This is a genomic window from Providencia sp. PROV_01, from assembly GCF_053098325.1.
The window spans coordinates 1,389,963-1,415,771 of record NZ_JBRFKD010000002.1 but is presented as its reverse complement, the minus strand read 5'-3'; the positions used below and the strand labels follow the sequence as shown (position 1 = coordinate 1,415,771).

20 protein-coding genes are annotated in these 25,809 nt (G+C 40.3%); 12 read left to right on the top strand and 8 right to left on the bottom strand.

The genetic code is table 11. The annotated features are described in order from the left end of the window. Positions 1-86 precede the first annotated feature (86 nt). The 3 genes from ACU696_RS07035 to ACU696_RS07025 form a co-directional block, all read right to left on the bottom strand. Positions 87-821, bottom strand: a complete 735-nt coding sequence (locus ACU696_RS07035) for a vWA domain-containing protein (protein ID WP_117162682.1) — start codon at positions 819-821, stop codon at positions 87-89. Positions 822-995: 174 nt separating this feature from the next. Beyond that, the gene (locus tag ACU696_RS07030; protein WP_196723961.1) at positions 996-1,892 is read right to left on the bottom strand and encodes a hypothetical protein; all 897 of its coding nucleotides are present in this window, start codon (positions 1,890-1,892) and stop codon (positions 996-998) included. 164 nt (positions 1,893-2,056) lie between these two features. Next, positions 2,057-2,983 (bottom strand): LysR family transcriptional regulator, encoded by a 927-nt coding sequence (locus ACU696_RS07025; RefSeq protein ID WP_196719108.1) that lies wholly within the window; start codon positions 2,981-2,983, stop codon positions 2,057-2,059. Between the two features lie 144 nt (positions 2,984-3,127). Between ACU696_RS07025 and ACU696_RS07020 the strand changes: the two genes are divergently transcribed. Together ACU696_RS07020 and ACU696_RS07015 are read left to right on the top strand one after the other, a co-directional pair. Next, entirely contained in the window at positions 3,128-4,903 is a 1,776-nt protein-coding gene (locus ACU696_RS07020) for an adenine deaminase (protein WP_110732220.1), read from the top strand. A gap of 32 nt (positions 4,904-4,935) precedes the next feature. Further along, positions 4,936-6,279, top strand: coding sequence for an NCS2 family permease (locus tag ACU696_RS07015; RefSeq protein WP_109912024.1), 1,344 nt, complete (start codon positions 4,936-4,938; stop codon positions 6,277-6,279). Positions 6,280-6,336: 57 nt separating this feature from the next. Here ACU696_RS07015 and ACU696_RS07010 read toward each other — a convergent pair whose 3' ends face one another. From ACU696_RS07010 to mdlC, 3 genes are all read right to left on the bottom strand, one after another. After that, positions 6,337-6,807 (bottom strand): RidA family protein, encoded by a 471-nt coding sequence (locus ACU696_RS07010; RefSeq protein WP_226537885.1) that lies wholly within the window; start codon positions 6,805-6,807, stop codon positions 6,337-6,339. Positions 6,808-6,868: 61 nt separating this feature from the next. After that, positions 6,869-7,072, bottom strand: coding sequence for an aminoglycoside adenylyltransferase domain-containing protein (locus tag ACU696_RS07005; RefSeq protein WP_209102402.1), 204 nt, complete (start codon positions 7,070-7,072; stop codon positions 6,869-6,871). An 18-nt stretch (positions 7,073-7,090) separates the two neighbouring features. Continuing rightward, positions 7,091-8,719 (bottom strand): benzoylformate decarboxylase, encoded by a 1,629-nt coding sequence (gene mdlC, locus ACU696_RS07000; protein ID WP_209102399.1) that lies wholly within the window; start codon positions 8,717-8,719, stop codon positions 7,091-7,093. 856 nt (positions 8,720-9,575) lie between these two features. Here mdlC and gltS point away from each other — a divergent pair. From gltS to ACU696_RS06975, 5 genes are all read left to right on the top strand, one after another. Continuing rightward, positions 9,576-10,781: a sodium/glutamate symporter gene (gltS, locus tag ACU696_RS06995; protein WP_004913824.1), complete on the top strand. Its 1,206-nt coding sequence runs from the start codon at positions 9,576-9,578 to the stop codon at positions 10,779-10,781. 211 nt (positions 10,782-10,992) lie between these two features. Next, complete coding sequence (locus ACU696_RS06990; protein ID WP_004913826.1) at positions 10,993-11,901, top strand: LysR family transcriptional regulator; 909 nt, start codon at positions 10,993-10,995, stop codon at positions 11,899-11,901. Between the two features lie 56 nt (positions 11,902-11,957). Next, on the top strand, positions 11,958-13,199 hold the full coding sequence (locus tag ACU696_RS06985) for a D-amino acid dehydrogenase (protein ID WP_109912023.1): 1,242 nt from the start codon (positions 11,958-11,960) through the stop codon (positions 13,197-13,199). A gap of 2 nt (positions 13,200-13,201) precedes the next feature. Beyond that, positions 13,202-13,555 (top strand): RidA family protein, encoded by a 354-nt coding sequence (locus ACU696_RS06980; RefSeq protein WP_004913831.1) that lies wholly within the window; start codon positions 13,202-13,204, stop codon positions 13,553-13,555. 256 nt (positions 13,556-13,811) lie between these two features. Continuing rightward, positions 13,812-15,473 (top strand): alpha-keto acid decarboxylase family protein, encoded by a 1,662-nt coding sequence (locus ACU696_RS06975; protein ID WP_196719924.1) that lies wholly within the window; start codon positions 13,812-13,814, stop codon positions 15,471-15,473. Positions 15,474-15,542: 69 nt separating this feature from the next. On the opposite strand, the gene ACU696_RS06970 is transcribed toward ACU696_RS06975, so the two are convergent. Then, complete coding sequence (locus tag ACU696_RS06970; RefSeq protein WP_109912020.1) at positions 15,543-16,553, bottom strand: XdhC family protein; 1,011 nt, start codon at positions 16,551-16,553, stop codon at positions 15,543-15,545. Positions 16,554-16,562: 9 nt separating this feature from the next. Then, complete coding sequence (locus ACU696_RS06965; protein ID WP_004913840.1) at positions 16,563-17,126, bottom strand: nucleotidyltransferase family protein; 564 nt, start codon at positions 17,124-17,126, stop codon at positions 16,563-16,565. Between the two features lie 195 nt (positions 17,127-17,321). Between ACU696_RS06965 and ACU696_RS06960 the strand changes: the two genes are divergently transcribed. From ACU696_RS06960 to ACU696_RS06940, 5 genes are all read left to right on the top strand, one after another. Beyond that, entirely contained in the window at positions 17,322-20,117 is a 2,796-nt protein-coding gene (locus ACU696_RS06960; protein ID WP_109912019.1) for a xanthine dehydrogenase family protein molybdopterin-binding subunit, read from the top strand. Beyond that, positions 20,114-20,665, top strand: a complete 552-nt coding sequence (locus ACU696_RS06955; RefSeq protein ID WP_109912018.1) for a (2Fe-2S)-binding protein — start codon at positions 20,114-20,116, stop codon at positions 20,663-20,665. Before ACU696_RS06960 ends, ACU696_RS06955 begins: the two co-directional genes overlap by 4 nt. Next, the gene (locus tag ACU696_RS06950; protein WP_209102398.1) at positions 20,662-21,897 is read left to right on the top strand and encodes a c-type cytochrome; all 1,236 of its coding nucleotides are present in this window, start codon (positions 20,662-20,664) and stop codon (positions 21,895-21,897) included. The genes ACU696_RS06955 and ACU696_RS06950 overlap by 4 nt, the downstream gene beginning before the upstream one ends. Positions 21,898-22,324: 427 nt before the next feature. Further along, on the top strand, positions 22,325-25,243 hold the full coding sequence (locus ACU696_RS06945; RefSeq protein ID WP_110732224.1) for a xanthine dehydrogenase family protein molybdopterin-binding subunit: 2,919 nt from the start codon (positions 22,325-22,327) through the stop codon (positions 25,241-25,243). Further along, the gene (locus ACU696_RS06940; protein ID WP_004260707.1) at positions 25,240-25,806 is read left to right on the top strand and encodes a (2Fe-2S)-binding protein; all 567 of its coding nucleotides are present in this window, start codon (positions 25,240-25,242) and stop codon (positions 25,804-25,806) included. The genes ACU696_RS06945 and ACU696_RS06940 overlap by 4 nt, the downstream gene beginning before the upstream one ends. Positions 25,807-25,809: the final 3 nt, after the last annotated feature.

Sequence of the window (25,809 nt, the reverse complement as noted above, 5' to 3'; positions counted from 1 at the left end):
CTTGCTATAGGGGCTTTACTGGCAACTCTATCATCAACTATTAGGCATTTTAAATAATAAAATACTGCGTAGATTTGAACATATTATTATTTTTTTCGTTCCTTCACATCCGCTTCAACTTCTTGTTTCCAATCCTCTGATATTGGCGCAGACTTTTGTTTAGCTTCCACCGCTTTATTTACCGCACGGTAAGCCTTGTCGTATCCAGTCCCATCTTGGACATAACCAGTGGCATTTGAACTTTTAATTCCAATATTTTCTGCTTCAGAAATGGCATCAATATTCGCTCCCAAGAAAATAAAGTCCCATTTATCTTCTGTTTCTGCGGACTTAATCATGGCTTTAATTTTTGCTTGAGAATATTTACGGCTACTATTTTCTTGTCCATCTGTAATTATCACAAAAAGAACATTATTATTTTTTGTAACCTTTCTATTTTCTTGCATTTTTTCAATGCCGTCTCCTATCGCATCTAATAATGCGGTATAGCCACCAACGGGATAATCATCAAGTGTTAGATTAGAAACCTTTTCAATGGGTTCTCTATTATGAAGTAAACTTGTTTTGTCATTAAATAAAATAGTTGTAATGTAGGTTTTTGCTTTTTTTCCCTTATTTTCAGTTAATACACTATTATATCCACCGATTGTATCGGTTTCGAATCCTGACATTGAACCACTTTTATCTAGAATAAACACTAAATCTAAAATATCGGGATCTTTTTTAGTATTAATAATAGTAGTACTACTAGCAATAGAGGAAAATAAAAACAAAAATGCAGCTGATATGACGGTGAAAACGGATTGTATGGATAAATTCATCGCCGAGTTCCTTGGTGTGGTTAATATAACCATACCAATCTGGCTTTTTCATTAGTTATTTAAAATAAGATTACTCTGTATACTTAATAAGCATTTTCTTAATTAATTCCAAAAATTATTACTTGAAAATAATCTTCCTAAGTAAGTATATAAATAGTATATCCCCTTAAACCATTACTGTTTTAACCAAATACCATGTTCTCTTACTACATTAATTTCTTGAATAAAATTATTATACTTTATATTTTCTGTAACAGAGTTTGATGAAGCGCTTCGAGCCTGCTCATGTACTAACTCAGTAATAGCATGGTGAAATTGTTGGTTTAATTCTTTATGGATATCAACATCATCAGTATTTTTTAATCGTGTAGCTAACTGAATTAATTTTTCGGCTTTTATCTGTACATCCGTATTATCAAAAGTAACAGTTGGAACTTCATATATAAATGCCATATTGATAGAATCTGCAGCTTCATGATTAGCAGGATCCGGTAATAATTTTTGCCCATATTCATTATCTAAATAGGCAATTAATTCATGTTTATCAAAGCATTTAGATTTAATATTTCCATCTAACTTATCATCATAGAGTGTGATTGAATCAGGAAAGCTTTCTCCTACTGGGTAGCTACACCTAAATATATTTGCATCAATAAGCGTTGCGTTAGAACTGCGGGCCGGTAGCTCAAGCTCGTGCCCATTAATTGTAATGGGATAGCTAGCAGGTTTAAACCTATCTTCTTTACCATCAACAGCATAAACTTCAGACAAGGTGTAGTAAACAAAATGATTTGGGTTAATAATCCCGCCAGAGTTATTTTCAAAAACAAAGAAATCCGTCACGTCACCTTCACCACTAACTAATTGGTGTGGTCCACTAGAAAGTAAAACAACGCCTTTATCATCCGGTAAAACATCATAACCTTTGCCATCTAGCTTAAACGTAATCGTGTTTGTACTTGGATTACTATAATAAAACTTACCCTTACCACTTAAAAGTTCCATATCGTCACAAGCGGAAAGTAATATAGTTACAGTTATAAAACAGCTATATTTTAGTATAGTATTCATAATGTTATTCCAAAAATCATTAACCCTGACTTATTAACTAAAAATTAGAGCTATTGTATGACGCTCTTTAAAATATTATTTTCGATATTAGAAACTATTATTCAGTTATTCGAATAAAATAACTTTACGATAAATGCGGTAGTTACCAATTTAATGGATATAACTTATGCGTTATTATCACGCAATACTTTTAACAATACCTGAAAAACCTCATCCATTAACGGCGTCGTTTGTTGGCTATTGCGAATTAAGGCTACTGTACGAGTTAACTCGGGTTGTTGTAATTGTAAAACTTTCAATTCTGGATCACGTAAATGTACAGTATAAAGCTGTGGTAAAATCGCAATCGCGAGTTTTGAGCGAACTAAGCCATATAGCGTTTCAATGTAATCCACTTGATAGCGAATCTTTAATTTTAAACGGTGACTTTCCACTGTCGCAGCGACCAAGCGTTGAATATTACCCTTCGAAAATACAGCCACATCACGGTTATTGAGTAGCTTCCATGGCATATGAAATCTATTATCCGCTACTGCGTCATCATTATGGATAACAGCCACAAAAGGGTCATCTTGTAGTGGAAAAATAGCTAAATTCTGAGGTACTGAACTATCTAACACCCCAATACCGAAATCAATTTCATGATTGATAAGTTTATTAATCAAAGCGTCATTCGTTTGGTCATAAAACTCAATATTAAGCCTCGGAAAATATTGATTTAATAGTTCAGGCACAGCAGGAAATAACAGAGAACTTACGGAAGGAACTAAGCCAATACGTAATGTTCCATCCCCTCCTTCCGCGATTATTTTTTGAATTTCACTAAATGCGCGATGAGAAACACTCAGTACTTGCTGTGCATGTGGCAAAATTGCAGCACCTAGCTCCGTTAATGTTACGGATGAAGCTGTGCGATTAATTAGCTTTCCTCCGATAACCGTCTCTATTTGCCGCAAAGCACTACTCAAAGCAGGTTGACTTACCGCTAAACGATTAGCGGTCTCGGTAAAATGACGAAGTTTCGCTAACGTCACAAAATACTGTAGCTGTTTGAGCGTGAGTGCAGGCAGCCTCTGCCAAGGTTCTATCATAATAATGTTCTTTTACTTTTATTGGATTAGCCAATATCTCGATTCATTATAACCATTTCTTATCACATGATAAATTTTATCATCTTGGCAAACGTTTGCGTTGCTCATAAAGTAACAATCATAAATTGTAGGAATGGTATCTTTATGTGCATAACAGAACAAAATAGGCGTCACGTCATTCAATCTGCTAAAGGCGAAAAGCCTTTTGACCTTTTACTCGCTAATGCCAATATTGTTGATATGGTAACCGGTGAAGTTCGCCTTGCAGATATCGGGATCACCGGCAACCTAATTGCTAGCGTTCATCCTACTGGAACCCGTACGGACGCAAATGAAACCCATGATTTATCAGGCTATTTCATTTCACCTGGCTTAATAGACACTCATGTCCATTTAGAAAGCTCACACTTACCCCCTGTACGTTATGCCGAAATAGTTCTAGCTCAAGGAACAACGGCTGTATTTTGGGATCCCCATGAGCTTGCCAATGTATTAGGCCTAGAAGGTGTACGTTATGCTATTGATTCTAGCCGAAATTTACCGCTAGATGTCATGGTTGCAGCCCCTTCGTCAGTGCCATCAACACCTGGCTTAGAAATGTCTGGAGCAGACTTTGCTGGGAATGAAATGTCAACCATGCTGAGTTGGCCGGAAGTTCGTGGCGTAGCCGAGGTCATGGATATGTTTGGTGTGCTCCATGGCAGTGACAGAATGGAAGAAATTCTAAATGCAGGAATTACATCAGGCAAGCTTATAGAAGGCCATGCAAGAGGTTTAAAAGGAGCTGATCTCCAAGCTTATCTGGCTGCCGGCGTCACCTCTGATCACGAGTTAACCTCGGCTGAAGATGCCCTTGAAAAGCTACGTGCGGGCCTTACATTACAAATTCGTGGCTCACATCCTTACCTCCTTCCTGATATTGTTGCCACATTAAAATCCTTACCGCATTTGTCATCACAAATCACAGTATGCACGGATGACGTGCCTCCCGACATATTAATTGAAAAAGGTGGCATTATTGCGTTATTAAACCTGTTAATTGAGCATGGAATGCCAGCAACGGACGTACTACGCTTTGCTACATTTAATGCTGCAATACGCTTGCAACGCCATGACCTTGGCCTAATTGCTGCAGGGAGAAAAGCAAATTTAGTCATCTTCGATTCATTGGAAACGTTGAAAGCACAAGCCGTGTATGTATCAGGCCAAAAAATTGCAGAAAATAACCAACTTATCAATGCATTAAGTGCACATAATGATATTTTACCACCGCGAGACACCATGCAACTCTCGCCAATCACCCCAAATGATTGCACGTTAAAAATTGATGGAATCAATAATGGTAGTGCGCGTTTACGTCATATTCGTGGGGCACGTTTTACCCAATGGGGCGAAATTGACGTACAAATCAAAAATAGCGTGGTACAAGTGCCGAATAATTTCAGCCTTATTCGAGTTCAACACCGTCACGGCCGCCACGATGCTTTACCTCAGATAGCCTTACTTGAGGGTTGGGGGGAATTACGCGGAGCCATTGCGACTAGCTATTCACACGATTCACATAACCTCGTTGTCCTTGGTCGTGACCCTGATGATATGGCCATCGCCGCTAATTTATTAATCGAGAGTGGCGGAGGTATGGCGTTAGTACAAAATGGTCAGGTTTTAGCTCATGTCGCTATGCCAATTGCCGGTATGCTATCTGATTTACCCGCAACTGAGCTGGCTGCTCAATTTCGCCAATTGCGTGAATTAAGCAGTGAAATCGCTGATTGGGAGCCACCTTATCGAGTCTTTAAGGCTATTGAAGGAACCTGTCTTGCTTGCAATGCAGGCCCACATTTAACCGATTTAGGATTAACGGATGGAACAACACGTCAAATCGTTGACGCTGTCATCCATACTGCTAAGCACGCATAGAAAATTAATAATAATGATAGGAGAGCCAATTAATGGCTGACAATTCAATAAATACGCCAACATCAGGGAGTTGGCTAGAAAGGCGCTTTGCTTTACGTGAGCGCGGCAGTTCAGTAAAAACAGAGTGTTTAGCTGGGGTGACCGGTTTTTTAGCCGCAGCTTACTTGCTCGTGGTGATCCCCGGTTTACTTGCCGTTGGAGGGATGGATAAAGGAGCCGCAACCACCGGAACAATTATTGTCTTCGTCATTGCCAGTTTATTAATGGCATTCTATGCAAACTTACCTTTTATTGTTGGCCCTGGTATTGGAGGCTCAGTCCTTGTCGGTATTACACTTGCAGGCAGTGAAGGTATTGACTGGCAAATAGGGCTCGGCATTGCTTGTTGGTCAGGGATCTTATTTTTCCTATTAACTAAATTTGGTTTGCGTGAAGTTGTTACGCGCTCTGTCCCACAATCAATTAAACTCGGATTAACTGCATCAATTGGTCTTTTCGTTGCCGTATTAGGCTTTCGAAATGCAGGATTAGTACTCGCTAACCCAAAAACAAATGCATTAATGCTTGGTGATTTTCTTTCCCCCGGAGCATTAGTTGCACTTGCTGGCTTTTTCGTTGCAATTGCACTACAAGCTCGCAAAATACCGGGCGGAATTTTATGGGCTATTTTATTTGCAACCCTCTTAGGTATTCCTTTTGGTGTCACAAAATTACCTGAAAGCTTTATTGGTATTCCACATTCTGTGGCTCCTGTATTAGGGCATGTAGACTTAATTGGCGCATTAAATATCGCGTTTCTTCCTTTCTTATTTGTCTTTTTTGCTGCTGAATTTTTCTCAACCATGGGGACAACATTAGCGGTTGGCGGAGAAGCTGGTTTATTAGATAAAGAAGGTAATATGCCCAATATTAACCGTCCCTTTCTCGTTGACTCAATTGCTGCAGCACTAGGCCCATGGGTCGGTATTCCAGCCGCAACCGCACTTATTGAGTCCTCAGCGGCGGCAGAGGCTGGAGGTAAAACAGGTATGACAGCTCTTGCTGCAGCCTTTATGTTTTTATTAATGCTGCTATTTACACCAATCGCATTAATGATCCCAGCACAAGCCACGGCTCCTGCTCTGATTTTAATTGGACTAAATATGTTCAGTGGTTTACGAAAAGTAGACTTAGGCAATTTTACCGATGGCTTACCCGTATTAATGATGGTGATGATTACGCTAATCGCTAATAGCTTTGGTACGGGTATCGCCGGTGGGTTGTTATTCTATATCTTAATTAAAGCCGTTGCTGGCAAGTGGAGAGAAATTCCAATTAGCTTGTGGATACTTGCGGTACCTCTTGTTTATTATTTCTCAACACTAGTGAAACACTAAACCATTAGTGCCAGAAAAGCCGATTTTTCCACTGTCGGCTTTTCTATTCTAATTAATTTAGTTTAAAACTGCATGAGCTTCTATTTCTATTAACCATTCCGGCAAGGAAAGCCCAGAAACAATAACCCAAGATGAAGCAGGAGGATTGTTTGGAAACTTTTCTTTTAATGCTTTCGCAATATCCGCTTGTTCCTCATGGCTATTAAAGCCCTCTTTGATATAAATACGTAGCATAGCCACCTGAGATAAATCACCACCTGCCTCATGCAATACATATTCAATATTGATTAATGATTGTACGGTTTGTTCGTAAATACCCCCAGCAACAGTTTCTTCCGCGGCATTTACTCCAACCTGACCCGATAAAAATAATTGTCGGGTTCCCGTTATTTCTATAGCTTGGCTAAAGCCATACTGCAAAGAATTAAAGATAGAAGCCGGGTTTATCGATTTTTTAGTCATTTTTATTTCATTATTAATAAAACAATAATGCAGTATAAGCCATTTGCTTTTTGATTCATTAAACATCAAGCAAACGTCATTTGATTGGTATTAAGAAAGCATCAAAAGACACATTGATTTAAGCTACCTAAGAATAAATACGAATACGCTCAGCTAAATAATTCGCGCATTGCGTGACACTCATCAACTGATTTTCCCAATCAACAGAATCCCCTGTTAAATAGGCGTTTTTTGCTACCACTAGGATCGAAGTCAGTTCCACTGGCATTAATTCAGCTGCCCAAATAGCGGCCTCACTCTTTGAAGTAAATAGCCCCAAATTAGGAGCCATTTAATCAACGATACATAGTTAAATCAGTGGAGGAATTGACGGTAAAATAGGCACTTCAATCACTGTCGGCCCATTACGCCTAAATGCCTCTTCACAGGCTTGCTTAATGTCTTCTATCGTTTTGGCTCTCACCGCAGCACAACCATATCCTTTTCCTAAAGCCACGATATCTAAATTTGGAATATCAAGCCCCGGACCCCCTGGTGTTTCCTCCAATACTGCAAATGATTTTAAAATGCCATATTCATTGTTTTTCGGAATGATAAACACAATAGGTAAGTTCTGCTGCGCAGCACTCCATAAGCCTTGAATTGAATACTGCATAGAGCCATCACCAATAATTGCCATCACTGGGCGATGGCGCCCGCTGTCCCTTTCGGCTAATGCAATTCCCACACTTGCTGGTAAATTCCAGCCTAATGAACCACTTGCAAAAGTATAGAATGAATCAGGAAATTCAATTGGCCATTCACGATGAAGTTCACCGAGGTTTGAAGGGGACTCTTCCACCAAGACGGTTTCTTTTGGTGAAACTTCCCTCAAGGTGCGAAATAATTGCGTTGCACTCAGTGTTGGGCTATTACTGCTTTGTTCAGCTGCAGCTGGGTACGGTGCCATTCCATGAGGTTGTTTTTCCACCGTTTTTGTCCCAGTACGAGGCGCAACCAAGTTAATTAACCCTTCTAGTGCGAGTACAGCATCACTTAACAAGCTATCTCCAATAGGAGCTCTAGCCACTTCGATTGGGTCATCTGTAATGTGTAGTAATTTCAGTCCTTCAGGGATATAACTGCCTGCAACATAAGGGTAATACCTAAATACAGGAGCTCCAATAACAATGGCTAAATCATGTCCTTCGAGTTTTTCAGATAACGGTTTTGTCGCAAAAGGTAACCCACCTGCATACAGAGGATGAGTTTCTGGGAATGGCGGCCGTTCAGATGCAGGCGCAGCCCACACTGGAGCATTTAATTTTTCAGCAAGTTTAATGCCGATATCCCAACCTTCCCCTCTTGCAATGGCGGAACCATAAATAAGTACAGGATTCTTCGCATTCGATAGTGCTGAAGCAAACTCTTGTAGTCGAGCTGGATCATAACCAATGCGCTGCGGTACAGAACGAACAACAGCTTCTTGTGCTAGTGCGGGCTTATCCCAATCATCCAGTGGGATAGATAAAAATACTGGCCCAGCAGGTGGTTGCAGAGCCATTGCATACGCTCGCATAAAAGCAGCGGGGACGTCTTCCGCACGCACTGGTTGATAGCTCCATTTTACCCAGGGTTTTGGCAACGTTTCAGGCTCAATGTTGGTTAGCCAAGGCTCAATCAATAACATTTCTCGTGTTTGATTTCCCGCCGTAATAATTAATGGTGTTCGGTTCATATAGGCAGTCAAAATATTACTCATGGCATTACTTAACCCTGCGGAAGTATGCACATTCACCATCGCAACTTTACGCATTCCCTGCGCGTAACCATCTGCGGCGGCAACAGCAGAGGCTTCCTGTAATGTTTGGATATAACGAAAATCACTCGGAAAATCTTTTAAAAATGTTTCTTCTGTCGAACCTGGGTTGCCAAAAATGGTTGTAATACCTAACTTACGTAATAAATCATAGGTGACTTGACGGATCGTTTTTTGCATTTAAAACACTCCATAAATAATCTTCAAATTATCTAATAAATAAAAAATTTAGATTTGAAACACCCTGTTAAACTTACATGCCATCTCATTATTAAATAATCAAAATATAATCTAACCCATTGTAATTAGGTACTATAGCAAAAAATTAATTAACGATATATTCAGGTGAATTTTTCTTTTATATCTCTCAAAAAGAAAGGTAATGACAATATACTTATGAAAACAAGCTATTAAATAACATCCAAATTAGACAGTCTCAATAAGATGGTAAAAAAACCAAATATAAACCTAAAACAAAATTATCAAATAGCGTTTAATGATTATATTTGTACTTATTATATTCAAAAGTAACCATCAACGATTTGCTATTGATAAAAGGTCGTATATTTAACGCTAACGGCAACGCCGTCCCCTGATCTCTGAAGATTGTCCTATCTATAGGCTAGACAATATTTTCACTCAGTATCCAATAATGGATTATTTACCTCATTTTTCACTCTAATCTGTCCATTTTCTTTTATGTTGTACATCACACTTCTTATAATTACTTGGTAGCATAAGCCTTCAGTTACATGAGTTCCCAAAAAAAACAATTTTATCCTTACATGCCATCTTCAAAATGATCCCTTTCAACAGAAACCTGCTGTTCATGCTGTCTCTCGCTATTTTTAGCTAAGAAAATTTGCATATAAGACCTCGTTGTCACCCATTTAATACTCAGGCTAGGGTTAACTAAAAGTTATAGATACCCAAACAAAACTCATTGTTAAATAAAAGTTACACAAAGTAACTTAATTTATCGCTAATGTTAAATAACAACAGTGAAAGTTCTGGTAAACTAACTTGAGGTAAAATAATGATCCTAGATGCCAGCTACACTTTATTAGTCGCTTGTTTGGCGCTGTTGATTGGTATGTTTGTTGTCAAATACACACCTTTTCTACAAAAAAACCATATCCCTGAAGCCGTTGTTGGCGGCTTTATTGTTGCTATCATTCTATTAATTGTTGATAAAACTGCAGGGTATTCATTTACTTTTGATGCTTCACTACAAAGCATTTTGATGATTACGTTCTTTTCATCAATTGGATTAAGCTCAGATTTTTCGCGTTTAATAAAAGGTGGTAAGCCACTTGTCTTATTAACGATAGCAGTGACTATATTAATTGCTATTCAAAATACCGTTGGTATGGGAATGGCTGTCATGCTTAATGAAAGTCCATTTATTGGTTTAATTGCGGGTTCAATCACACTTACGGGTGGCCACGGTAATGCAGGGGCTTGGGGACCAATATTAGCTGATAAATATGGTGTGACAGGTGCTGTTGAATTAGCTATGGCGTGTGCAACCTTAGGCTTAGTCCTCGGTGGGTTAATTGGTGGCCCTGTTGCTCGCCATTTATTGAAAAAAGTTGCGATCCCTAAAAGTACTGAACTCGAAAAAGAAACCATCGTTGAAGCTTTCGAACAACCGAGTGTTAAACGTAAAATTAATGCCAATAATGTTATTGAAACCATCTCAATGCTAATTATCTGTATTGTTGTTGGTGGCTATATTAGCGAATATTTTAAAGATACCGTCATGCAATTGCCAACCTTTGTTTGGTGCTTATTTGTCGGTATTATTATTCGCAATGTCTTAACACATATATTTAAACATGAAGTTTTTGAACCAACCGTTGATGTATTAGGTAGCGTAGCCTTGTCATTATTCTTAGCAATGGCGCTAATGTCCTTAAAATTCGGTCAACTCGCTAGTATGGCAGGCCCTGTTCTGATTATTATTGCAGTACAAACGGTGGTTATGGTTTTATTTGCAACATTTGTTACCTTTAAAATGATGGGCAAAGATTATGACGCCGTTGTTATTAGTGCCGGGCACTGTGGATTTGGAATGGGTGCAACACCAACCGCTATCGCTAACATGCAGACCGTCACTAAAGCATTCAGCCCTTCCCATAAAGCCTTTTTAGTGGTGCCTATGGTGGGTGCATTTATTGTCGATATTTCAAATAGTATCTTAATTAAAATCTTTATCGAAATCGGCACGTATTTTACCTAGTACACAACCATAAAGGCTGGGCTATAACCCAAGTATATAGTCTGGCCTTCACTTTTTATCTCTATTTAATTTAAACCGCCTAATTTCCTTTCACCATTTTCAGCACAAAATGAATAGTTGTTCAGATTAATTGGTATTAATTCGGTAGAATATGCGAATTAATACCAATAGTCGGTTTCTGTGAGTAAAAGCAAATAATAGGTTTCTGAAAATGAAGTTAAGGCATCTCGATATTTTTTATGCGGTCATGACCTGTGGTTCTCTAACTCGCGCAGCTGAGGTTTTACATATCTCACAACCTGCTGCCAGCAAGGCCTTAAAACATGCAGAACAACAACTTGGCTTAGTATTATTCCAACGGATAAGAGGGAAGTTAATTCCTACAGCTGAGGCAAACCTGCTATTTGAAGAAGCGAAGGAAGTTTATCATAATTTAGATAAGCTCAGAATTTTAGCGCAAAACTTATCACGTGATCCGCAAGGCAAATTAGCCATTGGTTGCTTACCTAGCTTAGGGCTAAACTTAGTACCTGAAGTGACCGCTCAATTTATTAAAAAGCACCCCAATATCAAACTTACGATCGGTACACATCATACAACCGATATTCTGCAGTTATTAACCCAACAAGATCTCGATATTGGTATTGGCTTTAACCTTGAAATTGAAGGTGGTATTACGGTTTTACCTATTGCAGATATCCCATTAGTTTATGTGGATAGCAAATTACCATTGCACTCACCTGTTTCGCTCACTGATATCGACCAAGAGCGTTGGATCCACCCTGGTTCTGATTCTTTATCTCAGCTATTACAAAAACGTCATGAGTTTGCAGAATCGAATATTAGTGTGCATACCTATCATATGGCTGCAGAATTTGTTCAGGCAGGTTTAGGTTGCAGTATTACCGATATTTTTTCAGCCGAACATACATTGCCTGAATCAATGATTTACCCTTTACAGGAAGGTTTACACCTTGCCGTATCCGTTTTTCATCGCGCAGATAAACCATTAACCAAAGCTGCACAGAATTATGTTAATACCTTGGCATCCACACTTGAGAAAAGAAATAAAGTAGTTAACCAAAAGTTATACTCTAGTGATGAAAACTCAATTGTTTAGTTAGCTTATTCACCGTTAAATAATAACATCTTGGTTATTATGGGTTACGGATTATTATGACTAAACATGTAGTGGTTATTGGAGCTGGTGTGATTGGTTTAAGCACCGCCTATGCATTAATTAAAGCAGGCCAAACCGTAACATTAGTTGAATCAGATACAGATGTCGGTATGCACACCAGTTTTGCTAACGGTGGGCAACTCAGCTATCGCTATGTTTCTCCCCTTGCTGATGCAGGTGTTCCTTTACAAGGCCTACGTTGGATGGGGAAAAATGACTCCCCCTTAAATTTAAAAATAACGCCTTCATTACAACAGTGGTCTTGGCTAGCGCAATTTACATTAGCTTGTAACCGTAATACCAATAAAATTAATGGTACCCATCTTTTACGTTTATCACTCCTGAGCCAAGAAATAATGAATAAATGGCGTAACAATGGTGATATTGCCGATTTTGCTTGGGAAAAATCAGGGAAATTAATTATCCATCGTGATAATAAGAGTTTTCATAAAGCCAGTGAAACGGTTGATAAACAATTTCAAAAAATATTAACACCCGCTAAAATTATTGAACTAGAGCCTTCATTAAAAAATATACAGTCTCAACTAGTCGGGGCAATATATGCTCCTGATGATGAGAGTGCAGATTGCTATTTATTCTGCAAAAATCTACTACAATATTTACTCATGCAACCGCAATTTAAGCTTTGTTTGCAACACAGTGTTGAATCTTTCATTACACAAGATAACAGCATTACAGGAATAGCCACTCACCAGGGAACTATCCAAGCTGATGATTTTATTGTTTGCGCAGGTAATGGTAGCCGCGAGTTATTAAAACCACTGAATATTAATGTCCCTATTTTAGGGTTAAAGGGATATAGTCTAAGTGTCGAATACCCGCAAGCTGAGCATATTGTTCCGAAAATTAACGTGACTGATTACGGCAATAAAATTGTCTATGCCAAACTTAATGAGCAATTACGCATTGCTGCGATGGTTGATATTGGTTATGACAAGCATGGTTTACGTGAAAATAGAATACAAGCTCTTAAGAAGATTATTAAACATACCTTTCCTGAACTACCTAAAATTGACGATGCTGAAAGCTGGTGTGGGTTACGCCCTTCAACACCAAAAGGCCCACCGATATTAGGAAAAACAACCTATAAAAATTTATGGCTTAATGTTGGACATGGCAGTTTAGGGTTTACTCTTGCCGCAGGCAGCGCGGAAATATTGACTCAATTAATTACAGAACAAAAAACGCCAATTTCTTTAACTGGATTAACGAGGTAATCATGTCCATCAAACGTAACAACCCGAAACCACGCTTAGCTGACAGTGTTGAATATGCAGGGATAGTTTATTTATCAGGGCAAGTACCTAATGACCTAACAGGTGATATTACCCAGCAAACTGAAGATGTTTTAGCTAAAATTGATACGTTATTAGCAGCCAGCAACAGTAATAAAACACAAATTTTATCTGCTCAAGTTTGGATTAAAAATATGGCGAGAGATTTCTCGGCCTTTAATGCAGTATGGGAAAATTGGATGCCTGTGGAAAATAGCCCAGCCCGCGCAGCAGTTGAAGCAAATATGGCTCGAGAGCAAGTCCTTGTTGAAATTATGGTGATTGCGGCTCAGCGTTGATCTCTGTTTAGTGATATTTTAAATATAAAAAAGCAGTGAGGCTGACTGCTTTTTATTACTCTACCAATTTAATCTTCTATTTGATTTTATAATATCCGATTAAATAATGAATTTAATCAATTTCGTTAGACTTATTATAAAATAAAGACTTTCATTTTCACCCTCCTTAACTATTATCAAATCAATTTCAATAAAAATAAATAGCTAATAAAAAATTATAAATGAAGAAAAAATAATTATTAACTGGAGAGACTAAATGAAAGAAACCGTGATTGAATATATTTTATCGAAGTTATATGACTTAGGCATTGAAGATATTTTTGGTGTTCCTGGTGATTATTCATTTCCTATTAATGACGCTGTTTGTGTTAGTTCTCGACAGCGTTGGATTGGTAATTGTAACGAACTAAATGCAGCCTATGCCGCTGATGGCTATGCTCGAATAAAAGGTGCCGCTGCATTATCAACCACATTTGGCGTTGGCGAATTAAGCGCACTCAACGCAATAGCGGGTTCCTATGCGGAAAGGTTACCGATATTTCATCTTGTCGGAATGCCACCAAGCCAATCAAAGAAAAAACGTCTAATTAACCATCATTCTTTAGGTGATGGTGATTATGATGTTTTCTATAAAATGAGCCAGCATATTGTCTGCGCCCATGCCATTATAACCCCAGAAAATTGTATTGAAGAAACAGAGCGATTAATCACTTGTGCCTTACACGAGCGTCGCCCAGTTTATTTTGGATTACCTGCTGATTATGCTGTAAAAACTGTGGTTAAGTCACCTCATAATACGGTTCCATTAATACCAAAAACCAATCCAGAAACACTAAAAAACATTATCCATCTCATCTTAAATAAATTAATAAATAGCCAGCAACCCTGTTTATTAGCAGGGTCAATATCTCTACGTTTAGGATTACAAAAAAGCTTACAAACTATTATCGAAAAAACCAATATTCCCTATACAACCTTTTATATGGATAAGAGTGTTTTAGATGAAACTAATACACAATATATTGGAATGTATGCGGGGGAGTTCATCAATCCACAAGTGACTTCATTTGTAGAAAACTGTGATTGTGTTTTAAATATCGGCACTATAATGTCAGATTTTAATACTGCTTGTTACACCTCTAATATTGAAGAGGGAAACATAATACACATTATGGATAATTACGTTGTGATTAGTGGCCAACGCTACGATGAGATTTATATGAAGGATGTCATCTCATCGTTAAAAGATAAATTGATATCAACTTCTAATTATTATTTTTATAATAATAATTACCCTAAAGCACAATCACTTGGTACACCAATAAGTTCAAAAACACAAGAAATAACGGAAACATTCTTATACCCTCGTTTAGAAAAAATGCTCAAGCCTAACGATATTATATTTGGTGATACAGGAACATTTACCATGGGCTTATCATTTGCACTTTTACCTAAGGGGGCATCATTTCATTCTCAATCTTTATGGGGATCAATTGGCTGGGCCACTCCTGCTGCATTAGGAGCAGCTTTAGCATCTCCCTCCAGCCGTCTTATTTTAATAACTGGTGAAGGTGCTCACCAATTAACAATACAAGAAATTAGTCAATTTTCACGATTTGGGCTTAAGCCTATTATTTTTGTTCTAAATAACGACGGCTACCTTATCGAACGACTATTTTGTAAAGAACCTGAATATTATTATAACGATGTTACTCAATGGAATTATGCACAACTGCCTTCGGCATTTGGGTGCGATGATTGGTATTGCCAAAAAGTAGCAACCTGCGATGAACTCAATGATGCCTTACAACATATTGAAACTCTCGATAGCGCAGCTTACATTGAAATAATGACAGACAGGTATGACGCATCAAAGTATTTAGTAAAAATGGGAGAAGCTATTACTTCTACATACTAACTATATTGTTTGTAGCTAGCTCCGCCATCTAAAATGGCGTGAGCTATTAGAAATAAAATTACATTGTATTTAATTTATACTCACTAACTTTTTCGTTTTACATGTGATCTCTGATGAGATCACGCCATTTTTATAAGCAACAATGTCGGCCATTATCGCTAAAGCAATTTCTGGCGGTGTTTTACTACCAATTGGAATACCAATCGGAGCATGAATGCGTTCTATTTCCTCTTCCGTCATCCCACCGGATGCTATAAGCCGTTCACGACGGCGAGCACTAGTTCTTACTGACCCCATTGCACCAATGTAAAAAGCATCTGTATTAACCGACTCCATCAGTGTTAAATCATCAATACGGGGATCATGGGTTAAGGAAACAATGGCAGTATTTGGAGAGCAACCCTGTTCTTCTAAATAGCGGGCGGGAAATAAAGAAATAACCTCAACTTGAGATGGAATTTGTGGTGCAAACCGCGCTATTTCTTCTTCTCGGTGATCGCAAATAATGACCTCAAAACCCAATGTTAACGCAAAATTAGCGCAATAAGCCCCCACAGTGGAAATACCTGCAATGATTAGGCGAGGAGGAGCCGCAATGTATAACTGAATTTTATCGCCATCACGTTCTATCTGTGTTGGTTGTTCTGACTTATTAGCTATATGAATTTCACCACTCTGCGGCAATAGAACTTTTTTGATAATGGCAGAATAACCTAATAACGCATTTTGGATCTCAACGAGATAATTAAGTGATTTTTCATTATTTGGTAGATATTCAATCAAAACATCTAAACTACCATCACACGGTAAATTAACTTTAGTCTCAATCCCGCCTCTTCCATAGCGAACAACTTGGCTACTACTCACATAATTATTATTTTTTATGCGCTGAATAAAATCCTCTTCAATACATCCACCAGAAAGTGAACCTATATATTGACCGTCCTGTTTTGCAACCAACAAAGAACCCGGGCTTCTCGGCGAAGAACCATAGGTATTTAATACGGTACATAACCAAATTGGTTGCTCTTTTATCCAAGCAACGGCTTGAGAGATAACAAAAACATCTTCACGCAACATATTCATCCCTTATTCGTTATCAACACTTGGATAATCAATATCTTTCACAACATTTTCATCATTTATGTCCAGTTTATAGACAAAATTATCCTGTAATATTGATTTTGCCCCTTCATCGCCGGACAATTTAATTAAATCTGAATAATATTTTGCAGATATTCCCACTGGATGCCCCGGTAAACTATTATATACTGGCCGTACTAACGTATGTTGTTTTAATTCATTTGCTATACGTATAAATAATCTACTATTGATGTATGGCATATCTGCTAAATGAATTATCCACCCATCTAAATTTGAAGTATTTTTAACACCAAATGCGATTGAATCACCTAACCCAGTACTATTTATCAATGAGTATGGAATATTAAATTGTAAACAATTATTAATGACGCCTTCATTCTCAGGCCGAGTTACTACATGAATAGGAATTCCGCTATCTATTGAATTAAAAAGTGTTTTTTCAAATACCGTGCTTTTCCCTAGCCCAAAATTTAATTTACTGCCTTTACCTCCAGCGTTTTGAAAACGCTCACTTTTTCCTGCTGCCAATATCAAAATACAAATATTCATGGTTTTTATTCTAAATCGATATACTGATTGCGTATCTCATAAATAAAGTATATTCAGTAAGATCACAAGAACTACCTATCATTAATTTGAAAATTATTAAGAGAAGTATAATATTAACGTGATACAAATAATTTTTTCGATATGACTATAAAAATAAAAATACCGATGTAATAAAAATAAGTGTAAGGGTGTATTATGAGCAAAAGCAATGTCGAACTCTCCCGCAGACACTTTCTAAAATGTGCCGTTATAGCGGGAATATCTGTTTATTTAGCCCCTTTGTATAGCCGTGCTTTTGATGTGCTATTCGAAGAAAAAATCCTTCAATCTCCTGACTGGAATCCAGTCGATAAACAAATCAAATTTCGTATTGATGGGTTTGCCAAAGTCCAAGGGGAGAAAGTCTTTGCCAGAGACATTCGCGCACGCGATATTCCTCACTGGCCAAAACAGCAAGGTCATGCATTTTTACTACGCGTAACTCAAGCCGATAAAATTTACCAAGGCTTTAATCTTGATCTGCTGAAAGATGGCCTCATGCCTGACCGCATCGTAACCGCGAGCGACTTAGAAAAAGATGGTGTCGCTTTCCCTGAATTTTATGGCGATGATTTATTGCTTCCGGAAGGGAAAACCCCCGCTTACCTTGGCCAAGCCGTTGCATTATTGATTTACCATGATTTTGCTAAATTCCGCTTTGCCAAAGAAACCCTAAAATTCCGTGACGATGTTATCCAATACGGTGCATTTACCGGCCCACTGGAACGGGACCCATGGGGAAGCTACCGTGGCGTGCGAATTGGCAGTGAAAATCCTTATGATCCTGATATTTACTCAAGCCTAAAAGATATGCCAATCTCCCCTATTGGCATGAAAAAACACTTGCCCGTTTGGCCAGAAGGCCGTGAAGGTGGGAAATTAGATCAACAAGGCATGCTATATGCTGATGAACTCGCCAAACAGTTGGAAAATCCGCCAGAAGACTGGCTCGTAATCAAACGAAAATACTTTTCTCAATCGATTGATACTGCTGCCTTAGAGCCTGATAACGCTAACGGTTGGTACGACGTCAAAACACAGTCATTCCATCTGGTTATTCCTACGCAGTCCCCTCAGGAAGTGGCGGAATCATTACCCGAGATGCTGGCAAAATCGCATTTCCCAATTAAACAAATTTTCCTACACCCTTGTTTCACAGTTGGTTATGGTTCTAAAGACCATACCCCATTCCCGTATTATGGTGCGATGGCAACGTTATATGGTGACGGAGTTCCTATTCGTCTGGCTAATGACCGCTATGAACAATTTCAATCCACCATCAAACGCCATGCTTTTGATATGGATTACACCTTAGCGGTGAATAAGAAAACACAGAAAATCGAAGCCCTTTCAGCGTCTTTTATTGGTGATGGCGGTGGCCGCTGTAATTTTACACCTTCCGTTGTCATGGTTGGCGCAACAGGCGCCCAAGCTATCTATTACATTCCGCGTAGTGATTTATCTGCGGTCGGTATTGCATCACGAGCCGTGGATGCGGGTTCAGCCCGCGGTTATGGCACCTTACAAGCCATGGCAGCAACCGATATGTTGATGGAAGAAGCTGCAAAACTACTCAAAGCCGACCCCATTGAGTTCCGTCTTAAAAATATCATCAAGTCTGGGATGAAAAATACCCAAGGGGCAATCCCTGGCGGTGCAATTCGTGCCGATGAAGTGTTAACCCGCTGCGCTGCCCATCCAATGTGGACTGACAGAACCAAGCGTAAAGCTGATTTTGAAGCAAAAAATAGCGGTAAACTATTCGGTACTGGGATTTCTTGTGTGCAAAAAGACTTCGGGACAGGTGCGGAATCCTCCTTTGCTCGTGTAGAACTTACCCCTGAGGGTAAAATTGCTATTTACCATAGTGGTGCAGAAATTGGTACGGGCATGTCCACGTCCCAATCGGTGGTTTGCGCTAAATGGTTAGGAAAACCTGCGGAACAAGCTCATTTTTCGGTTGTAGATTGGTCAATTTTACCTATGGTGTCGACAGGTAACCCGTTTGCCATGTCACAAGATGAGCAAAACCACCTCGCGCAAAACCCATTATGGACACCGAATTACTGCTCACCGGCAAGCGCCAGTAATTCAGCCTATTATTTCACTCATAGTACAGACGCAGCCGCACGCATTATATTTGAGCATGGGTTATGGCCCGCTGCAATGTCAATTTGGCAAGAAGGCATTGGTGGCGGACAAGCTGCCCCTCTAGTTGTTCGCCGTGAAGATGCACGTTGGGTTGCTGAAGGCTTAACGGCTGATGGGCTTGAGGTGCTTAGCTTACAGCGCTTAATTGAACGCACTTTTGCAATGGGCGGGGTAACTGGCGCAGTGTGCCACGTATTTAACCGCTGGCAATGGGCTGAAGCCGATTTCCCTATTCAGGGTGAAACTCGCCGTTTACCGATTGATGGGCTATCACTACGATTTGCCGATAAAGAATACCAAGTTTGCCACCGTGAAAAAGCCTATTACCCTGATACGCAAAGAAATAATGCCGGAGTCACTTACTACAGTGCAGTCGCTACCGTGAGTGAGCTATCCATTGATAAGGCAACTGGACAAGTCGAATTGCTGAATCACCATAGCGTAGTGGAGTGCGGTAACCTTATCGTGCCACAACTGGTTTCAGGGCAAATTCAAGGTGGTTTAGCAATGGGGATCGGCCATGCCCTCCATGAATATTTACCTCTCTACGAAGATGGTCCCGGTAATGGGACGTGGAACTTCAACCGTTATCATCTCCCTCTGGCCAGCGACGTTGCAGTTTGGCAGCAAACCAATGAAGTCCTACCAGGACTTTCGGATACAGACCCGCCAAAAGGCGTTGCTGAGGTTGTTATGATCCCGGTGGTTTCATCCATCGTCAATGCCATTGCAGATGCAACTGGTCATCATTTCTTGCATTTGCCTGTACGCGCAAAAGACATTTTAGAGGTAATATCATGAGCCTAAATTTCCTTCCCCTCACTTTAACCATTAATGGCCAACAGTATGGACCAATGGACGTGCCTGAAGGCCTCATGATGATCGACTTCCTTCATGAATATGTTGACCTAACGGGTTCTCGTCTAGGCTGTGGCCAAGGGATCTGCCATGCTTGCGTCGTTATCTTAGATAACCCATCCGGCACCAGCGAAGAGATCCGCACCTGTATTACTGGCGCGCATTTTTTCAATAATAAAAGCATTCGAACTATCGAAGGGGCTGCCACCAAAGAAGAAAACGGGGAAGTAAAATTATCCCCAGTTCAGCAAGCTTTTGTTGAACATTTTAGTTTTCAGTGTGGCTACTGTACCCCAGGGTTTGTGAATGCGGCTACCGTGTTTATTGAAGAACTTCAGCGAAACCCCATTGCAGAAGCGGACTTAGAAGATGCTATCAAGCAAGCCCTAAATAACCATATTTGCCGCTGCACAGGCTATGTACGCTATTATGAAGCGGTACGTGACGTTGTTCTGGCGACTCCTGGTCTTATCAAGGAGGCAATAAAATGATCAAACGAATTATTTTATGGTTGATAGCCATCGCTATCATCGTTTGGGCGGTGCTGTATTGGTATGAAAGCCGTACCTTAGATGGCCCGGTACAAAAAGTGACAGCGACACCTCAGGAAATTGAGCGAGGCCGTTATCTCACCCTTGCCGGTGACTGCGCTGCGTGCCACACCAGTGCTGATGGCGCGCCATTAGCCGGTGGTTTTCCACTCGATACCCCATTTGGTACTATCTACAGCAGTAACTTAACCCCTTCAGCCGATTTTGGTATCGGTCGCTGGACAAAAGATGATTTTTATAAAGCACTGACCCAAGGTATCTCTCCACCGAGTAAAAATCTTTACCCGGCAATGCCTTATACGTCTTACAAAGGGATCACTCGTGAAGATTCTGACGCTATTTACAGTTATTTGATGAGCCAACCAGCGGTTGATGTCGCGCCACCTGAAAATTCATTGCCATTCCCACTAAACCAACGTATGGCCATGATTGGCTGGAATTTATTGTTTTTTAATGATAAACCACTCCCAAATAGCTCACAAGGTAGCTCCCCTGAATGGTTACGTGGTCGGTATTTAGTTAACGTATTAGAGCATTGTGCTGAATGCCATACGCCAAGAGGAAAACTGGGTGAAATGGATTTAGATAACTTTATGCAAGGCGGCGCTTTAGGTCGTTTTGTGGCGCCGGATATTACCCCAAAAGCGCTTGCAGAGCGAGGATGGACAAAAGAAGATTTACAGCAGTTTTTCATGACTGGGCTCGCTCCGCAAGGTTCCGCCTACAGTGATATGCACCCTGTAATTTATCTGAGTTCACAACATTTAACCCCAGAGGATAATAGCGCTATAGCCACCTATTTAATGGGCGATAACCCACCAGCAACTTCGCCATTAAGAATGGGGGAAGGTAACGCTCAAGGACGCCAAATTTATTTAGAAACCTGCTCAGGTTGCCACTCCTATGATGGCAGCGGTAAACCGAATGTGGCGGTGGCAATGAAAGGAAATTCGACATTGCGTGATGCGGATAGCACTAACCTAATTAATGCGATTTTAGATGGTTTGCCTGAACAACCATTCCCTAATAACCAAAACATGCAAAGTATGCCCGGGTTTGCCAATAAGCTAAATGACCAACAAATTAGCGACTTAGTGAACTTCCTTCGCGTTCAATGGGGAGGACAACCTGCGGATGTCACCCCGGAGCAGGTTAAATCTTTGCGTCAATAATGACGAAAAATGAACTATCTGGCTTGTTAATATTTAACGAGCCAGCTAATTCTCTAATTAATGTCCATATAATAATATGCTTTATATAATAAAATACATATTGATTTAATTATTCATTAATAAGAACTACTATCATTTAAATAAATTACATTTGAATAAAACTCAGTTATTTTATTCAATACTGTCATATTAAGATGACTCCAACAGTATTATTCACTTTCTTGTCTAAATCCCTTTACTCGTTCTTGATATATCAATACAGATACCCATACTATTTATGTAACTTACTGAGCTATCTGATATTAGTCATCGAATTGTGAGCCAATTTAATCGAAATAAAACAATCTTACAGTGCATGGCTAAAAAGTATTATTTATCTCCATTGTTCATAATAAAAAACCCTAAAAATATAATCAGGGAGCACACTATGTCGGGACATATTTCTAGACGCAATTTTATCAAATTAGGCACTATTGCGGGCATTGCAGTGATGGTCGGCAAACTCCCTTTTGCGATAGCAATGGAGCTCGATTCTGACTCTCCATCAACTGATTGGATTGGTCAAAATGGTAAAGCACGTTTTCGCTGGGATGGCGTTGAAAAGGTCACTGGCCGTAAAAATTTTGCTCGTGATTACCGCGCTAAAGACATTCCTGGCTGGCCTAAAAAACAAAGCTATGCCTTTATGTTAAAAGCAACAGAGGCAGATAAAACCTTTGAAGGCATTGATATTTCAATGTTAGGTCCAAATTTACAGCCTGATAAAGTTGTTTTACAAGAAGACCTTATCCGTGATGGCTTAAATATCCCTCAAGACACCAGTATGGGAAAAGGCTTCTATGGCACTAATATTCTAGTGCCTCTAGGGGATACCCCGCCAATTATTGGCCACCCAGTTGCTATCTTGATTTATCATGATTTCGATAAATACAGTGCAGCGCAGCGGATGTTACGCTTTGCGACAAATACCGTAAAATATGGAACGGTGACAGGGCCAAAACCGCCCGCTAATTACGGTGCCGCGCGATATGTGCGTATTGGTGGTAACACTCCACTTTCGCCTTCTATCTTTTCCCCTTATCAAGATTCAGGTATTAAAGGCGGATTCGATGGCAATACACCTATTTGGCCACCTTATGACCCAAAACACGCCATTTCTATTCCGCCAGTGATCCGTAAAGATCGTGGTGGTGGTTTTATTCAAGCCCTTCATCAGGCAGAAAAAAGCCCTGATAAACAAGAAAAAGCGATGGATTACGCACGGCAAATTGAGCAAGAAATCGCAGCCGCTCGTCAGGATCCCGATAAGTTTGTGATTGAGCGCCATGGTTTTTCACAATCCATTGACCCTTGTGCAATGGAGCCTGATAACTGTAATACTTGGTATGACGCTCAAACCAAAACACTGCATATCTTAACCGCGACACAGTCTCCTGCAGGCGTCGTCAACGCCGCTGCTGAGTTATCGAAGCACAACAAACATTTTTCCGTCGAGAACATTGTGCTATTAACTGGTTCGACCGTCGGTTATGGCTCAAAAGATTATTCGGTTTTTCCTTTCTATTCCATGGTCGCCAGTTTCTACGCTGATGGCTTGCCTGTTCGCATGGCAAATGACCGTTATGAACAATTCCAGATGGGAATGAAACGCCACTCCATTGAAATGGATGTCACCATCATTGGTGATAAAAAAACGGGCAAATTTGATGTATTAAAAGGCACTTATAACTGTAATGGTGGCGGCCGTGAAAACCTCTCCGTTGCCGTATCACACGTTGCGGTACGTGGCGCCCAATCTATTTATTATTTCCCTAAATCTGACCTTACCGCTCTCGCCATGGCCACTCCGGCTGTCGAAGCGGGCTCAATGCGTGGCTTTGGTTCCTTACAATCGATGGCAGTCACTGAATTGATGGTCGATGAAATCGCTCATAACCTCAATATTGACCCGATTGAACTGCGCCGCCGTAATGCCATTTTAGAAGGTTATCCAAATACACAAGGAGGTGTAATAGCCGGTGACCCACGCAATGTCGAAATGTTAAATCTTGCGGAAAAGCACCCGATTTGGGTCGATCGTGAGAAAAATAAAGTTGATTATGAAGCGAAAAACCCCGGTAAGCTATATGGTGTTGGCTTTGCGCAAGTGCAGCAAGTTTATGGCTCTAGCGGTGTTCCTACGATTCTTTCTCTTGAATTTGATACCAATGGTAAACTCACTATGCGCCATTGCATGCAAGAGATTGGTACCGGTGGTACAACCGCACAGCAAGTGATGGTATGGCAAGCACTCAGCAAAGCCCCTGATGTGGTTGAGTTTGGGGTAACTGAATTTGCAGAACTGCCACTCAAAACCAGTTGGGCAGATCAGAAAAAACAAGACGAACTGTCAAAAACGGATCCCTATTGGACACCTGCTCTGATCCCTGACATGAGTTCATCGAGTGGTGTTTATTATATTGGGTTTGGTACACGCCAAGCGGGCCATTTCTTATTGGAAAATACCCTATGGCCTGCAGCCAAAAGCATTTGGAGCGAAGGCCCTGGTGGCGGTGCTTTCAACGGCTTAAATGTTGAATTTGCAGACATTCGTGTCGGGCCAGATGGTATTGGTGGCGGCGGAATGAAACCCATTCCTTTTGACATTTTAGCCAAAAGAGCCCATGAGATGGGACTCATCACCGGGGTTGCTGTTCATGGCTATTCAAGCTGGCAGTGGGCTCGCGCAGAGTTCGATATCCCAACTGTCGGTTTGAAAAACCTCCCTCTTGATGCAATATCCGTTCGTTATGGTGACGGTGCGCCACAGGAACTGAAAAAACAGATGACCACTGGCGGTTACCATTTTATTAAACGTAAAATTGCCTATTACCCTCCAACACAACGCGCAAAAGCGGACCCAACAACGGTCACACCCGCTTCTTGCCTAGTCGAGCTCAATGTCAACACCATGACGGGTGAGGTCGATGTCATGCGCCATCATATGATTATGGACCCCGGTACGATGATTGTCCCTGAATTGGTTTCAGGCCAAATTCAAGGGGGGACCGCGATGGGTATTGGCCACGCATTGATGGAAGAATTACCACTGTATGAAGATGGGCCAGGTAACGGAACATGGAACTTTAATCGCTATGTCCTGCCGCGAGCAAAAGATGTTGCGGTTTGGCAGCAAACCATTGATTACTTACCTCCGCTATCAGAAACTTCACCACCAAAAGGCATGGCTGAACTGGGCATGATCCCAATCTTACCTGCGACGAGTAACGCATTAACCCATGCGACAGGCAAGCGTTTCTATGAATTCCCTATTACGGTAGATAAAATTAAAAAGGCACTCTCATGAAAATCAACAATGCCGTTCCGATTATTGAGCGCAAGCCACTCACACTGACTATTAACGGCCAAAAAATTGGTCCTATTGATGTCCCTGTTGGGATGCCAATGATTGAGTTTCTACATGAATACCTTGACCTCACCGGCACTCACTTTGGTTGCGGCCAAGGGATCTGCCATGCTTGCACCATTATGGAAATTCAGCCCGATGGCACAACGGTTGAAAGCCGCACTTGTATCTTTGGTGCCCATTATTTCAATAATAAAAATATTGTTACCATCGAAGGGCAAGCCAAACTGGATGAACAAGGCAAAGTCGTTGAGTTAACGCCAATTCAACAAGCTTTCATCGAAAACTTTTCATTCCAGTGTGGCTATTGTGCTCCCGGTTTCGTCACAGGTGCGACAGTATTTCTTGATAAACTGAAGAAAAACCCAGTGAAGCGAGACCAACTCGAACATGCGATTGAAGAAGCCCTCAATGAGCATATTTGCCGTTGTACAGGTTATGTACGCTATTATGAAGCTGTGAGGAAAGTCGCTCTCGACACTCCCGGCTGCGTGATCGACTAGGGA